Genomic DNA, 13,533 nt, shown 5'->3' with positions numbered 1-13,533 from the left:
GTCGGCCGCACCGCCGGAAGCCCCTCGCTCGGAACAAGGCGACGGCCTCGTCACCTGCCGGCGGCATTCCGCCTGCCGCCGCTCCCGATCGATCGACCGCTCGCGAATGATTTTGACTCTTCAATCATCATACGTATGATGATTGGCATGACGCTTTATCACGATACGCTTGCTCGCCTGGGCAAGGACATCTGCGCCGGGATCTACCCTCCCGGTCAGGTGATTCCGGCCGAGCCGGTATTGTGCGTGCAGCTCGGCGTCAGCCGCATCGTGCTGCGCGAGGCGATCAAGGGGCTGGCGTCGAAGGGCATGGTCGAGGCGCGCCGGCGCACGGGCACGGTGGTGCTCGATCAGAGCCGGTGGAGCCTGCTCGATCCCGAGGTGATGATCTGGCGCGCCGATGTGAACGGCGTCGACGTGTCGCTCGGCACCGACATCATGGAACTGCGCCGCATCGTCGAGCCGGCGGCGGCCCGGCTGGCCGCCGAGCGGGCGAGTGCGGAAGAAGTCGCCGCGATCCGGGCCGCCTACGAAGTCATGGCCGCCGCCGTCGAAGGCGAAGGCGACTACGCGACGGCGGACCTCGACTTCCACAACACCATCATCCGCGCCTGTGCCAATCCGTTCGTGACGCAGCTCCAGAGCGTGATATCGACGGTGCTGCGCATCTGCTTCGAGCGCGTGGCGGCCCTGCCTGGCGGCCGCGTGCGTTCGCTGCCGCTGCACCGCCATGTCTGCGAGGCGATCGAGCAGCGCCGCCCGTTGGACGCCGAGACCGCGGTGATCGCACTGCTCGACGACGCACAGCGCGACCTGCGCGCGGTGCTGCGCATCGACACCCGGATGCTCGCGATCCCCAACCTGCCTGATGCAGCGGACAAAGCCTCGTCCGCGCAACGAGCCATTCAAGAGCTCGGCCGGGAAACTAAGAAAAGTCATGAGGAGAAACGCCATGGCAAACTATTCTCGCCGTAGCCTTGCTGCGGCGCTTGCCGCCTTCGCCGTGCTTTCGGCCGCCGCCGTCACGCCCGGTGACGCCCAGGAGGTGAAAACCACCCGCCTCGGCCATTCCTTCGCCGACAGCCATCCGCGTGCGGCGGCGATGAAGTTCTTCGCCGCCGAGGTGGAGAAGCGCACCGACGGCAAGATCAAGGTCGCCGTCTTCGGCAATGCCGTGCTGGGCTCGGAAGAGAAGATGCTGATCGCCGCCCAGTCGGGCACGGTCGATTTCTACATGGGCGCCCTGTCGCCCCTCGCCGCCCGGCAAAAGAAGCTGCAGATCTTCGACTTCCCCTTCCTGTTCGCGACCGATGCGGAGGCCGCCGCGGTGCTGGACGGCCCGATGGGCCGCCGGCTGCTCGACGACCTGTCGCCGCTGAACCTGCACGGCCTCGTCTGGTCGGGCGGCGCCTTCCGCAACATGTCCAACAGCCGCCGCCCGCTGAACGCCCTTTCGGACATGAAGGGCCTCAAGGTTCGGGTGATGCAGAGTCCGATGGCGCTGGCGAGCTTCAATGCCATGGGCATGAACGCGGTGCCGATGGCCTTCACCGAGGTCTATACCGCGCTGGAGACCAAGGCGCTCGACGGCTACGAGCATCCGGTCGTCGATATGTACGCCAACAAGATGTATGAGGTGCAGAAATACCTCACCATCACCAATCACGTATACACGCCGGTAGTGCTGGTGACCTCCGCCAAGCTCTGGGACAGCCTGACACCCGAGCAGCGGTCCGCCGTCGAGAAGGCCGCCGAGGAGACCCGCGCCTTCCAGCGCGCCGCCGAGCTGCGTCAGGCGGGACAGGCCATCGGCGAGTTGAAGGACAACGGCATGCAGATGACCGAGATGCCGCCTGCCGAGCTCGACAAGATCCGCACCGCCATCCAGCCGGTGCTCGACAAGAACACCGATACCATCGGCCGCGATTTCGTCGAGGCCGTCAACGCCGACATCCGCAAGTTCCGTCAGTCCAACTGAAACGCGGCCGGTGCGCCGGTCGGCCGAACTCCGGCCGGCTACACCGCCATGCAACCTTGTGCATCCATGAAAATCACCGCCATCGAGACCATCCGCGTCGCGGAATTCGCCAATCTTCTCTGGGTTCATGTCCACACCGACGAGGGCGTGGTGGGCCTGGGCGAGACCTTCTACGGTGCCGGCGCCGTCGAGGCGCATATACACGACACGCTGGCCGGGCGCCTGCTCGGGCGCGACCCGCTGCGCATCGAGGCGCTCAACCGCGAAATGGTCAACCTGCCGCTGGCGCAGGCGTCGACCGGCGTGGAATATCGCGCCGCCTCCGCCATCGATTTCGCGCTGTGGGACATTTTCGGCAAGGTCTGCAACCAGCCGGTCCACCAGATGCTCGGCGGCCTCGCCCATGACAAGCTGCGGCTCTACAATACCTGCGCCGGCTATAAATATGTCCGTTCGATGAGCATCAAGCCGGTCTCCACCTGGGGCATCGGCGAGAGCGAAGGTCCCTATGAGGACCTCGACGCCTTCATGAACCGCGCCGACGAGCTGGCCGAGAGCCTGCTGGACGAAGGCATCACGGCGATGAAGATCTGGCCCTTCGACCCGGCCGGCATCGAGACCGGCGGCAACCATATCAGCGCCGAGCAGATGAAGGCCGCCATCGTCCCGTTCGAGAAGATCCGCAAGGCGGTCGGCGACAAGATGGAGATCATGGTCGAGTTCCACTCGCTGTGGAACCTGCCGACCGCCAAGAAGATCGCCCGCGCCCTCGAGCCCTATGCGCCGACCTGGTACGAGGATCCGATCCGCATGAACTCGCCGCAGGCGCTGGCGGAATATGCCCGCTCGACCGATGTGTGGGTGTGCGCCAGCGAGACGCTGGGCTCGCGCTTCGCCTATCAGGACTATCTGAACGTCGATGCCGCCCATGTGGTGATGGTCGATCTGTGCTGGACCGGCGGGCTCACCGAGGGCCGCAAGATCGCCGCGCAGGCCGACACCTATCACCGCCCCTTCGCGCCGCACGACTGCACCGGCCCGGTCGCCTTCGTGGCGGCGATCCATTGCTCGTTCAGCCAGCCCAACACGCTGATCCAGGAATCGGTGCGGGCGTTCTATCGCGGCTGGTACAATGAGCTCGTCACCGTCCTGCCGCGCATCGAGAACGGCTACGCCTATCCGATGGAGGGGCCCGGCCTCGGGCTGGAGCTGAGGCCCGAGGTCTTCACGCGCGACGACCTCACCATCCGCCGCAGCGCGCTCTGAGAGGGATGATCATGTCGCTCGCACTCTTTTCCCTCGAAGGCCGCACCGCCCTCGTCACCGGTTCGGCCCGCGGCCTCGGCTATGCCATCGCCCGCGGCCTCGGCCAGGCCGGCGCCCGCCTCATCCTCAACGGCACCAATGCCGAACGCACGGCGGCGGCGGCGGAGGCCCTCACCGCCGAGGGATTGACCGCCACGGCGCTCGCCTTCGACGTCGCCGACGATGCCGCGGTCCTCGCCGCCTTCGAACGCCTCGATGCCGAAGGTCTCGCCGTCGACATTCTGGTCAACAATGCCGGCATCCAGTTCCGCAAGCCGATGCTGGATCTCGATCCGGCCGACTGGCGGCGGGTGGTGGACACCAATCTCACCAGCGCCTTCCTGATCGGCCGCGAGGCCGCCAAGCGCATGATCGCCCGCGGCACCGGCGGCAAGATCGTCAATATCGGCTCGTTGATGAGCGAAGTCGCCCGCCCGACGGTCGCGCCCTATACGGCCGCCAAGGGAGGGATCAAACTGCTCACCCGCTCCATGGCCGCGGAGTGGGCCGAGCACGGCATCCAGTCTAACGCCATCGGGCCCGGCTACATGGCGACCGACATGAACGAGGCGCTGATGAACGATCCGAAGTTCGACAGCTTCGTCAAGGGCCGCACGCCCACGCGGCGCTGGGGCCTGCCGGACGAACTCGTGGGAGCGGCGGTGTTCCTCGCCTCCCCCGCCTCCAACTATGTGAACGGCCAGATCATCTATGTCGATGGAGGCATGCTGGCCGTCCTGTGAAACCCGCGGCAGCCGCCGCGGAGCCCTCAAGAAGAATACGTCGATATTGCCAAGGAGAAACCCCATGAAGTCCCATTTTGGAATGCGCGTCGCCTACGCCGCCCTCTTCGCCGCCACCGCCTTGTTTGCCGCGGCGCCCGCTTCGGCCGAGATCAAGGCGAAGATCGGCCACGCCATGCCGGACAGCCACCCCCAGGCGGCGGCAATGACCAAGTTCGCCGAACTGGTCGGCACCTACACCAATGGCAATGTGAAGGTGCAGACCTATCACGGCGCGGTGCTCGGCAGCGACGAGAAGCAGCTCCAGGCGGTGCAGGCCGGCACGCAGGAATTCTACATCGGCACGCTGGCGCCGCTGTCGACCCGGGTGAAGGAAGTGCAGGTCTGGGATCTGCCCTTCATGTTCCAGAACACCAAAGAAGTTTATGCGGTCCTCGACGGTCCCTCCTCCAAGAAGATCTTCGAGAAGATCGAACCCTCGGGGCTCGTCGGGCTCACCTGGACCGGCATGGGCTTCCGCAACCTGTCGAACAGCCGGCACCCGGTGACCAAGCTCGACGACATTTCCGGGCTGAAGCTGCGCGTGATGGCCAATCCGGTGGCGCTCGACACCTGGAAGACCATTGGCGCCAATGCGACGCCGATGCCGTTCTCCGAAGTGTTCCCGGCGCTGGAGGTCAAGGCCATCGACGGCCAGGAGAACCCGCTGCTGCACATGTACGCCAACAAGATGCAGGAAGTGCAGAAGTACATCTCGCTGACCAACCACGTCTATACGCCGGTGGCGCTGGTGGCCTCGAAGAAGTTCTGGGACAAGCTGACGCCGGCCGAGCAGGACGGCGTCCGCAAGGCCGCGGTCGAGGCCGGCCTGCTGCAGCGCCAGCTGCTCGACGCCGGCGACAAGGAAGTGATCGGCAAGTTCAAGGAGGCCGGCGTCGAGGTCGATGCGGTGCCGCCGGAGCAGCTGGCCCGCATCCAGGAGCAGGTGAAGCCGGTGGTCGCCAAGTTCAAGGGCCAGATCGGCGACGAGTTCGTCGACGGCTTCTACGCCGAGATCGCCAAGGCGCGCGGCGGCAACTGAGCGGTTGCGGAGCGGACGGCCGTGCACCGGCCGTCCGCCTCCACCGTGCCTTCCATTCGCAGAGGTGGCGGCGCGATGCCGAGGCATCGACGGCCATCCCGTGCCGGCGCGCCCTCGACGCCAAAGCCGCATCCTGTCTCCCAAGGTGTTCCGATGAACCAGCTGCTGAAGTCGGCGATCGCCGCGTTCTACCGGCTGCTCGAAGTCATCATGGTCATTTGCATGGTCGTCATGCTGATCATGGTCTTCGGCAACGTGATGCTCAGGCTGTTCTTCAACAGCGGCATCGATCTTTCCGAGGAAATGCCGCGCTTCGCCTTTATCTGGCTGACCTTTCTCGGCGCCATCGTCGGGTTGCACCGGCGGGCGCATCTCGGCGTCGACATCGTGGTGCAGGCCCTGCCGGTCATCGGACGCAAGGTTTGCTGGGGCATCAGCCAGGCCATCATGCTGATCTGCTCCGGCTATATCGTCTACGGCACCTGGCTGCAGCACGAGATCATCGCCGGCAACGCCTCGCCGGTCGCGCAGATCTCCACGCTCTGGGTCTATGGCGTGAGCTATGTCACCGGCACCGCCATCGGCATCATCTGCATCGCCAACCTGGTCCGGCTGTTCCTCGGCATGGTCGAGGAACACGAGCTCATCGACGTCAATGAAGAAGGCATGTCGGAGATCCAGGAAGTCGAGCACGAGCTCGCCGAACAGATCGCGCGCAAGGGGAGCTGATCATGATCGTCTTCGTTTTCGTCGGCTCCCTGCTCGCGCTCATGGCGCTGGGCATGCCGGTCGCCTTCGCGCTGATCGGCTGCGGCCTGGTCATGATGTTCTATATGGGCTTCACCGACCCGCAGATCATCATCCAGAACATGTGGGACGGGGCCAACTCCTTCCCGCTGCTCGCCGTGCCCTTCTTCATGCTGGCCGGCGAGTTCATGAATGCCGGCGGCATGACCCGGCGCATCATCACCATGGCGATGGCCTGGATCGGCCACATCCGCGGCGGCCTCGGCTATGTGGCGGTGATGGCGGCGGTGATCATGGCCTCGCTGTCGGGCTCGGCGGTCGCCGACACCGCGGCGCTCGCCTCGGTGCTGGTGCCGCTGATGCGCAACGCCGGCTATGACGTGAACCGCTCCTGCGGCCTCATCGCCTGCGGCGGCATCATCGCCCCGGTGATCCCGCCCTCCATCGGCCTGATCATCTTCGGCGTCACCGGCGGGGTGTCGATCACCAAGCTGTTCATCGCCGGCATCGTGCCGGGCATCATGATGGGCTTGGCGATCATGCTGGCCTGGCGCTGGTGCATCAACCGGGACAATCCGCGTACCGAGCCCAGGCGCAGCATGAAGGAACGCCTCGCCGAGACACGTGACGCCTTCTGGGCGCTGCTGCTGCCGGTGGTGATCATCGGCGGATTGAAGTTCGGCATCTTCACCCCCACCGAAGCCGCGGTCATCGCCGCCGTCTATTCGCTGTTCGTCGGCGTGGTGATCTATCGCGAGATCAAGATCCGCGACTTGTTCCACCTGATCTACCGCGCGGCGGAGACCACTGCCGTCATCATGTTCCTGGTCGCCGCCGCCGGCGTGTCGGCCTGGCTGATCACCACCGCCGACATTCCCCAGCAGTTGGCCGAGATGGTCGCGCCGTTCATGGACAGCCCGATGCTGCTGACGACGATCCTGATGATCCTGGTGCTGATCGTTGGCACGGCGCTCGACTTCACTCCGACCGTGCTGATCCTCACCCCGGTGCTGATGCCGGTGATCAAGCAGGCGGGCATCGACCCGGTCTATTTCGGCGTGCTGTTCATCATGAACAACGCGCTCGGGCTGGTGACGCCGCCGGTCGGCACGGTGCTCAACGTGGTGTGCGGCGTCGCCAAGGTGCCGATGAGCGGGGTGATCCGCGGCGTCACGCCTTTCCTGATCGCCCAGACCATCGTGATGTTCCTGCTGGTGCTGTTCCCGCAGATCGTCATGTGGCCGCTGGCCTGGATGACCCGGTGATCGCCGGGTCCTCCACCTCTCCCCTATTCCCGGCAATTTTCGACCGAAGGACCTGTCCCATGCGCGCCATCGTCATCCACGCCCCGCACGATCTGCGCATCGAGCCGCTGCCGGCGCCGGCGCCGGGCCCAAACGAGGTGCTGGTGCGCATGGGCGCGGGCGGCATCTGCGGCTCGGACCTGCATTACTTCCATAATGGCGGCTTCGGCACGGTGCGGCTGAAGCAGCCGATGGTGCTCGGCCACGAGGTCGCCGGCACGGTGGCCGCGGTGGGGTCGGCGGTCAGCCGCCTCGCGGTGGGCGACCGGGTGGCGGTCAATCCCTCCGGCCCCTGCGGGCAGTGCGAATATTGCCGGCAGGGACTGCGCAACCAGTGCCTCGACATGCGCTTCTACGGCAGCGCGATGCGGTTTCCGCACGTGCAGGGCGCCTTCCGCGAAGAGATGACCGTGCCGGAAGCGCAGGCGGTGAAGGTCGGCCCGGAGGTCGATCTCGCCCTCGCCGCCCTGTGCGAGCCCTTCGCGGTGGCGCTGCACGCGGTAGCGCAAGCGGGCGGGCTCGAGGGCAAGACGGTCCTGGTCTCCGGCTGCGGCCCGATCGGCTGTCTGGTAATCGCCGGGGTAAAGCTGGCCGGCGCCGCCGAGATCATCGCCACCGACATCGCGCCCGAGGCTTTGGCGATCGCCGCGCGTCTCGGCGCGACGCGCTGCGTCGACGTGTCCGGCGGCACCGGGGCGCTGGCCGACCTCGCCCGCGACAAGGGCCGCGTGGACGCCGCCCTGGAATGCTCCGGCAATGCCGCCGCACTGTCGACGGCCATCGAACTGGTGCGCCCGCGCGGCACCATCGTGCTGGTCGGCCTTGGCGGCGACCTGCCGCTGCCGATGAACAGCATCGTCGCCAAGGAACTCGACATAAAGGGCAGCTTCCGTTTCGACACGGAGTTCGCCCGCGCCGCAGAGCTGGTCTCGAGCGGAGCGGTCGACCTGTCGCCGCTGCTGACCGGCAGTTTCCCGATCGAGGAGGCCGCGGCCGCCTTCGCCCTCGCCTCGGACCGTCGCCGGGCGATGAAGGTGCAGTTCCGCTTCGGGGCCTGACCGGCTCCGGCCCGCGCGCCACCGGCGGGCGGCGACCGTTACGGCGCTCGCCGCCGCAGCAGCGACGCTGCTATAGGATGCCGATTCATACCCCGGCCGCGACGATGGTCCCGGCTCTCTTGAGGATGCGCATATGGCGGCCCCCGACTTCATCGTGGTGATGGGCGTGTCCGGCTGCGGCAAGAGCGCGGTCGCCGAAGGCCTCGCCACTGCGCTCGCCGGCACCTTCATCGAGGCGGACCGCCTGCATAGCGCCGACAATGTCGAGCGGATGCGACAGGGGATAGGCCTCACCGACGAGATGCGCTGGCCCTGGCTCGCGACCGTATGCGAGACCGCCAGGGCCGAACCGAAGCGTCCGGTGGTGATCGCCTGTTCGGCGCTGAAACGAAGCTATCGCGACTTTCTGCGCGAGCGGCTGGGCGCAGTGCGCTTCGTCTTCCTCGACGGCCCGCGTGAGGTCATCGCCGAGCGCATGCGCGCCCGCCCCGGCCATTTCGCCACCGTCTCGCTGCTGGACAGCCAGATCGCCACCCTGGAGCCGCCGGCGGCCGACGAGGACCCGGTGCGGCTGTCCATCACCCGGTCGCCATCCGAGATCATCGCCGAGGCGCGCAAGGTCCTCCTTCACCGGCAGGATGTGCCCGGCTGACGGCGCGCACGCCCCGCGGACGCCGCGGCGCTATGCGCCGAAGGCTGTCGTCCACACCATCGAAGCGTCCGGCGGCATCGGCATCCTGGTCAACAATGCCGGGCTTGGCCCTAGCGGGCCGATCGAGGAGAGCGCCTCGATACCTATGAACTCAGGATCGCGGTGAATGTCACCGGCGTCTTCGTCGCCACGCGGAAAGCCGGTGGATCGGCGCGGCTTGGCCACCGCCCCGACATTTCTCCCCCGTTGAAGAAGCTTGTCGGCATTCCCATGCAAACCAAGGGATGATCGGGCGATATCCCTCGATGAGGCATCGATGCCAGCGGATAATGGGGCATCAGCCCCCGGCTGCTTAACCTGCCACTTACCGCCTGCAAGTCCCGGCGCGAGGGAGGAATGAGCCATGAATGCGCGGATGCTGACCGTCGTCGCCTTTTCCTGTGTCGTGGCGGTTTGCGCGCTTGCCGCGCGGCCGGATGGCCGCCGCGATGTGTCGAGCGCTGGACATTCGAGGACGATGACGGAAATCGTGCTGTCGCAGCTCTCGGCGCCGCGCCCCTGATCGCGCGATGCGCGTGGGAGGCTGGATGCCGGCCGGCGCCCGGATGCGGCCTGTGAAATCATTTCACAGATGATGTGGGTTTCAGGCGCATTATCGCGACGGCCCTGCCGTCTTATGTGGGGCTCATGCAGAAGCGTCCAGCCATCACGCCATCAGCCGGCCACGGCATAGGGCCCGCCTCGAGCACCTCGCTCGAGCAGGACGGGTGCACGTGGCATGGTCGCCCCGCCAACGCCGGCGCCTCCATCGAAGCGATCCCCGGCCGGCGGCCCGTCCTGGCAATGATCGACGAACCACCGTTCGGGATCGTCCCGGCGTGTGACGCGGACAAGGCGGCGATTACCGCATAACCATCCATCAGGAGCACTCGCATGCAGACCGTGTCCGTCAAGGGCGCCGAGATCCCCGCCCTCGGCTTCGGCGTCTTCCGCATGTCGGACGATGAAGTGGAACGGGTCGTACCGGCAGCGCTCGAAGCCGGCTTCACCCATTTCGATACCGCGCAGATCTATGGCAACGAAGCCGCGCTCGGCCGTGCCCTGCATGCCGCCGGGGCGCGCCGCGAGGATCTGTTCCTCACCACTAAGGTCTGGGTCGACAAATACAGCCCCGGGCCGTTCGCGGCCTCGGTGGAGGAGAGCCTCGACAAGCTGAAAGTCGACCAGGTGGATCTGCTGCTGCTGCACTGGCCCGGCGACAAAGTGGCGATTGCCGAGCAGATCGCCATGCTCAATGCGGCGCAGGCCGCCGGCCGCACCCGCTTCATCGGCGTCAGCAACCAGAACGTCGCCCAGCTGCGCGAATCCGTGGCGCTGAGCGGCGCGCCGATCGTCACGAACCAGATCGAGCTTCATCCCTATCTCGATCAGCGGGCAATGGTGAAGGCCGCCGCCGCCGCAGGGGTCAGCCTCACCGCCTATTTCGGCATGGCCGATAGCGCGGTGCCGCGTGATGAACAGCTGCGCGCCATCGGCGCCAGGCACGGCAAGAGCGCCGCCCAGGTCGGCCTGCGCTGGCTGATCCAGCAGGGCTTCGTCGCCCTGTCCAAGACGGCGAAGCCCGAGCGGGTGGCCGAGAACATCGCCATCTTCGACTTCGTGCTCAGCGACGAGGAGATGGCGGCGATCGGAAAGCGCGCCCGCCCCGATGGGCGACTGGTCAGCCCGCCCGGCCTGGCGCCGGCCTGGGACGCGTAAACGCGGCAGAGAGAGCGGGAAGCACGACATGGACCCCATAGCATCGGACGCACGGGCCGGAGCACGCCGGAGCGGCGGCATCAACTGGCCGCTCCTCGCCCTCGCCGTCGGCGCCTTCGGCATCGGCACCACGGAATTTACGCCGATGGGGCTGCTTCCGGTCATCGCCGAGGGCGTCGACGTCTCGATCCCGACCGCCGGCCTGCTGGTCAGTGCCTACGCCATCGGCGTGATGGTCGGCGCGCCGGTGATGACGCTCGCCTTCAGCCGGTTCGGCAAGCGGACCGCGCTGATGCTGCTGATGGGCATCTTCACCGTCGGCAACCTGCTCTCGGCCCTGTCGCCGGACTACTACACGCTGCTGGCTTCCCGCCTCGTCACCAGCCTGAACCATGGCGCCTTCTTCGGCCTCGGCGCCATCGTGGCGGCAAGCGTGGTGCCGAAGGAGAAGCAGGCCAGCGCCGTCGCGACCATGTTCATGGGCCTCACCATCGCCAATATCGGCGGCGTGCCGGCGGCGACCTGGGTCGGCCAGCAGATCGGCTGGCGCATGGCGTTCGCCGGCACGGCCGTGCTGGGTCTGGTCGCCATCGTCTCGCTGTGGCTGGCGCTGCCGCGGGGCGAGGCGGGCAAGCTCCCCGATGTGCGGCGGGAGCTGCGCGTGCTGACGCATCCGACCGTGCTGCTGGCCATGGCGACCACGGTGCTGGGCGCCGGCGCCATGTTCACCCTCTACACCTATGTTGCCCCGGTGCTGGAGGAACTGACCGGTGCTTCGAACACCTTCGTCACTCTCACTTTGGTGCTGATCGGCGTCGGCTTCACCCTCGGCAACGGCCTTGGCGGCCGGTTGGCGGACTGGTCGCTCGATGGCGCGACGAAGATCTTCCTCGCCGCGCTCGCCCTCATCATGGTCGCGCTGCCGCTGCTGCTGACCAGCCATGTCGGCGCGGCGATCGGGCTGCTGGTCTGGGGCGCCGCCGCCTTCGCCATCGTCCCCCCCGTGCAGATGCGGGTGATGCAGGCGGCGGCCGAGGCGCCGGGCCTCGCATCCTCCATCAATGTCGGTGCGTTCAATCTCGGCAACGCGCTCGGCGCCGCGGTGGGCGGCGGGGTGATCAGCCTCGATCTCGGCTATCAGGCGGTGCCGGTGGCCGGCGGGCTGCTGGCGGCCGGCGGACTGGCGCTGGCATGGCTCGGCCGCGCCCGGCGGGCGACGCAGCCCTGCCGGGCGTGAGGCGCACGACGTGGCCTGCCGGATCGGCCAACGATGATTTGAGCTATCCGGCACGCCACGCAGGCGTATGATCGGCTCCTGAACCGCCGGGCGGGAAACGACCCGGCGGACATAGCGGGAGAGTTGTCATGCGCCTCGCCAAGGCGGTACTCGCCACATCGATCATGGCGGCCACGCTGCTGGTCGCCCTTTCCGCCGCCGGCTCGGCGCAGGAGGCGGGAGCCGACGCCACCTGGCAGGCGTTGAAGCCGGACATATTCGGCGAGCGCCCCATAGCCGATGCCGGCCCGCTGGTGACGCTCACCGCACCGACCCGCGCCGAGGACGCCGCGATGGTGCCCATCGAGATCGCCGTGGCGCTGCCGCCGGGCGATGCCCGCACGGTGGAGAAGCTCACCCTCATTGTCGACGAGAACCCCGCCCCCGTCGCCGCGACCTTCACCTTCGGCGGCGAGCGCCACGACCTCGCCCTGGCCACCCGCATCCGGGTGAACTCCTACAGCTATGTGCGTGCAGTAGCACAGCTTTCGGACGGCTCGCTGCAAATGGCGCAGCGCTACGTCAAGGCGTCGGGCGGCTGCTCGGCCCCGGCGATGAAGGACGAGGAAGCGGCGCTGAAGAACATCGGCCAGATGAAAATGCGGCTGGTCCAGCCGGGCCAGCTGGGCGACGCCACCAAGGCGAACCGGTTCGCCCGCGTCCAGCTGATGATCCGGCATCCCAACTATTCCGGGCTGCAGATGGACCAGATCACCCGGCTGTATATCCCGGCGAAATATGTCGACCGTATCGACGTCAGGCAGGGCGATGCGCTGATTCTTTCCATGGAAGGCGGCATCTCGCTGAGCGAGGATCCCAACCTGCAATTCTCCTTCGAGCCGACCGGGCAGCAGATTCACGTCAATGCCGGTGACACCGATGGGCGCACCTTCGAAGGCGAATTGAAGCCTGCCGGCTGAGTGCATCGGATCCCCCAAGGCCACGGCAGCATCCGAAGTTGGAGCGACAGCCCGTACGCCGCCGCGGGCCCCCTGCTCTAAGCGGCTTGCGGGTTGGATGACCGGGCGAGGACTACGGTCATCCGCCCTTTTGCGGGGACAGCGGGGGGTGCTGCGGACGCAACAAGCGAGCGTGACCGCCCGATGCCTCTCATTGGCCGCCGAGCGGCGTCCTGTCGAAATCGGACGGGACGAGCGCAGGACGACGCTCGCCACCCCGGACTGACGCCCAGCCGGCGACGGCGTTTCGGCCCGCCGATAAGGCTGCCGGGGCCGGCCTCAATAGAAGCAGGTCACCTCGGCTTCGGCCTGGGCGCGGCGCAGATCGGCAACCATGTCGCGGAACATGCCGGTCGAGCGGAAGACCTCGGCCTGCTGCCCGGCCACCTGGCCGACGCTGAGGATCGTCTCCGCCTCGACATATTTCTCATAGGGCAGGATGGTCGCGATGGTGTCGATCGAACAGGAGCATTTCTCCAGCGCCGGCCGGGTCTGGCCGTTCGCCGCCATGCAGCCGAACACATAGTCGGCCCGCGCGACGGTGGGATAATCGCTGATGAAGCCAGGTGGCACGTTGGCGGACGGCGCCGGCCGGCTCACCCCGGCGGGACCGACGAGGGTGCCGGCAGGATCGCCAGCCGCCATCGCTCCCGGTGCGCGCGCCGCGGCCGG

At 67.2% G+C, this 13,533-nt stretch carries 14 protein-coding genes; 13 read left to right on the top strand and 1 reads right to left on the bottom strand.

The features are described 5' to 3' along the window. The first annotated feature begins 147 nt into the window (after positions 1-147). The 13 genes from J2X65_RS00920 to J2X65_RS00860 all read left to right on the top strand — a co-directional run bounded on the left by J2X65_RS00920 (position 148) and on the right by J2X65_RS00860 (position 12,822). Positions 148-975, top strand: a complete 828-nt coding sequence (locus tag J2X65_RS00920; protein ID WP_310196663.1) for a FadR/GntR family transcriptional regulator — start codon at positions 148-150, stop codon at positions 973-975. Further along, entirely contained in the window at positions 953-1,978 is a 1,026-nt protein-coding gene (locus J2X65_RS00915; protein ID WP_310196661.1) for a DctP family TRAP transporter solute-binding subunit, read from the top strand. The genes J2X65_RS00920 and J2X65_RS00915 overlap by 23 nt, the downstream gene beginning before the upstream one ends. 66 nt (positions 1,979-2,044) lie before the next feature. Beyond that, positions 2,045-3,244: a mandelate racemase/muconate lactonizing enzyme family protein gene (locus J2X65_RS00910; protein WP_310196658.1), complete on the top strand. Its 1,200-nt coding sequence runs from the start codon at positions 2,045-2,047 to the stop codon at positions 3,242-3,244. An 11-nt stretch (positions 3,245-3,255) separates the two neighbouring features. Then, positions 3,256-4,026 (top strand): SDR family oxidoreductase, encoded by a 771-nt coding sequence (locus J2X65_RS00905; RefSeq protein ID WP_310196656.1) that lies wholly within the window; start codon positions 3,256-3,258, stop codon positions 4,024-4,026. 64 nt (positions 4,027-4,090) lie between these two features. Beyond that, positions 4,091-5,107: a TRAP transporter substrate-binding protein gene (locus J2X65_RS00900; RefSeq protein WP_310196653.1), complete on the top strand. Its 1,017-nt coding sequence runs from the start codon at positions 4,091-4,093 to the stop codon at positions 5,105-5,107. A 153-nt stretch (positions 5,108-5,260) separates the two neighbouring features. Next, on the top strand, positions 5,261-5,836 hold the full coding sequence (locus tag J2X65_RS00895; RefSeq protein WP_310196651.1) for a TRAP transporter small permease: 576 nt from the start codon (positions 5,261-5,263) through the stop codon (positions 5,834-5,836). Positions 5,837-5,838: 2 nt separating this feature from the next. Continuing rightward, positions 5,839-7,119, top strand: a complete 1,281-nt coding sequence (locus tag J2X65_RS00890; RefSeq protein WP_310196649.1) for a TRAP transporter large permease subunit — start codon at positions 5,839-5,841, stop codon at positions 7,117-7,119. A gap of 59 nt (positions 7,120-7,178) precedes the next feature. Further along, positions 7,179-8,216 (top strand): L-idonate 5-dehydrogenase, encoded by a 1,038-nt coding sequence (locus tag J2X65_RS00885; RefSeq protein ID WP_310196647.1) that lies wholly within the window; start codon positions 7,179-7,181, stop codon positions 8,214-8,216. A 133-nt stretch (positions 8,217-8,349) separates the two neighbouring features. Further along, positions 8,350-8,868 (top strand): gluconokinase, encoded by a 519-nt coding sequence (locus tag J2X65_RS00880; protein ID WP_310196645.1) that lies wholly within the window; start codon positions 8,350-8,352, stop codon positions 8,866-8,868. A gap of 415 nt (positions 8,869-9,283) precedes the next feature. Next, positions 9,284-9,430, top strand: a complete 147-nt coding sequence (locus J2X65_RS00875; RefSeq protein ID WP_310196642.1) for a hypothetical protein — start codon at positions 9,284-9,286, stop codon at positions 9,428-9,430. Positions 9,431-9,801: 371 nt separating this feature from the next. Further along, entirely contained in the window at positions 9,802-10,626 is an 825-nt protein-coding gene (locus J2X65_RS00870; RefSeq protein ID WP_310196640.1) for an aldo/keto reductase, read from the top strand. 28 nt (positions 10,627-10,654) lie between these two features. Continuing rightward, the gene (locus J2X65_RS00865) at positions 10,655-11,863 is read left to right on the top strand and encodes an MFS transporter (RefSeq protein WP_310196637.1); all 1,209 of its coding nucleotides are present in this window, start codon (positions 10,655-10,657) and stop codon (positions 11,861-11,863) included. 128 nt (positions 11,864-11,991) lie between these two features. Beyond that, on the top strand, positions 11,992-12,822 hold the full coding sequence (locus tag J2X65_RS00860) for a quinoprotein dehydrogenase-associated SoxYZ-like carrier (RefSeq protein WP_310196635.1): 831 nt from the start codon (positions 11,992-11,994) through the stop codon (positions 12,820-12,822). 318 nt (positions 12,823-13,140) lie between these two features. Here J2X65_RS00860 and J2X65_RS00855 read toward each other — a convergent pair whose 3' ends face one another. After that, a complete protein-coding gene (locus tag J2X65_RS00855; protein ID WP_310197381.1) occupies positions 13,141-13,506 on the bottom strand; it encodes a hypothetical protein in 366 nt (121 codons plus the stop codon). Positions 13,507-13,533: the final 27 nt, after the last annotated feature.

This window comes from Ancylobacter sp. 3268, from assembly GCF_031456575.1.
Classification (GTDB): domain Bacteria; phylum Pseudomonadota; class Alphaproteobacteria; order Rhizobiales; family Xanthobacteraceae; genus Ancylobacter.
Note: the sequence above shows the minus strand (reverse complement) of the source record. Positions and strands in the feature narration are given on the sequence as shown.

What these genes read in the sequence shown, in the direction of transcription:
- J2X65_RS00920 (WP_310196663.1), top strand. Translation starts at nt 148, where the DNA reads ATGACGCTTTATCACGATACGCTTGCTCGCCTGGGCAAGGACATCTGC.
- J2X65_RS00915 (WP_310196661.1), top strand. Translation starts at nt 953, where the DNA reads ATGGCAAACTATTCTCGCCGTAGCCTTGCTGCGGCGCTTGCCGCCTTC.
- J2X65_RS00910 (WP_310196658.1), top strand. Translation starts at nt 2,045, where the DNA reads ATGAAAATCACCGCCATCGAGACCATCCGCGTCGCGGAATTCGCCAAT.
- J2X65_RS00905 (WP_310196656.1), top strand. Translation starts at nt 3,256, where the DNA reads ATGTCGCTCGCACTCTTTTCCCTCGAAGGCCGCACCGCCCTCGTCACC.
- J2X65_RS00900 (WP_310196653.1), top strand. Translation starts at nt 4,091, where the DNA reads ATGAAGTCCCATTTTGGAATGCGCGTCGCCTACGCCGCCCTCTTCGCC.
- J2X65_RS00895 (WP_310196651.1), top strand. Translation starts at nt 5,261, where the DNA reads ATGAACCAGCTGCTGAAGTCGGCGATCGCCGCGTTCTACCGGCTGCTC.
- J2X65_RS00890 (WP_310196649.1), top strand. Translation starts at nt 5,839, where the DNA reads ATGATCGTCTTCGTTTTCGTCGGCTCCCTGCTCGCGCTCATGGCGCTG.
- J2X65_RS00885 (WP_310196647.1), top strand. Translation starts at nt 7,179, where the DNA reads ATGCGCGCCATCGTCATCCACGCCCCGCACGATCTGCGCATCGAGCCG.
- J2X65_RS00880 (WP_310196645.1), top strand. Translation starts at nt 8,350, where the DNA reads ATGGCGGCCCCCGACTTCATCGTGGTGATGGGCGTGTCCGGCTGCGGC.
- J2X65_RS00875 (WP_310196642.1), top strand. Translation starts at nt 9,284, where the DNA reads ATGCTGACCGTCGTCGCCTTTTCCTGTGTCGTGGCGGTTTGCGCGCTT.
- J2X65_RS00870 (WP_310196640.1), top strand. Translation starts at nt 9,802, where the DNA reads ATGCAGACCGTGTCCGTCAAGGGCGCCGAGATCCCCGCCCTCGGCTTC.
- J2X65_RS00865 (WP_310196637.1), top strand. Translation starts at nt 10,655, where the DNA reads ATGGACCCCATAGCATCGGACGCACGGGCCGGAGCACGCCGGAGCGGC.
- J2X65_RS00860 (WP_310196635.1), top strand. Translation starts at nt 11,992, where the DNA reads ATGCGCCTCGCCAAGGCGGTACTCGCCACATCGATCATGGCGGCCACG.
- J2X65_RS00855 (WP_310197381.1), bottom strand. Translation starts at nt 13,506, where the DNA reads ATGGCGGCTGGCGATCCTGCCGGCACCCTCGTCGGTCCCGCCGGGGTG.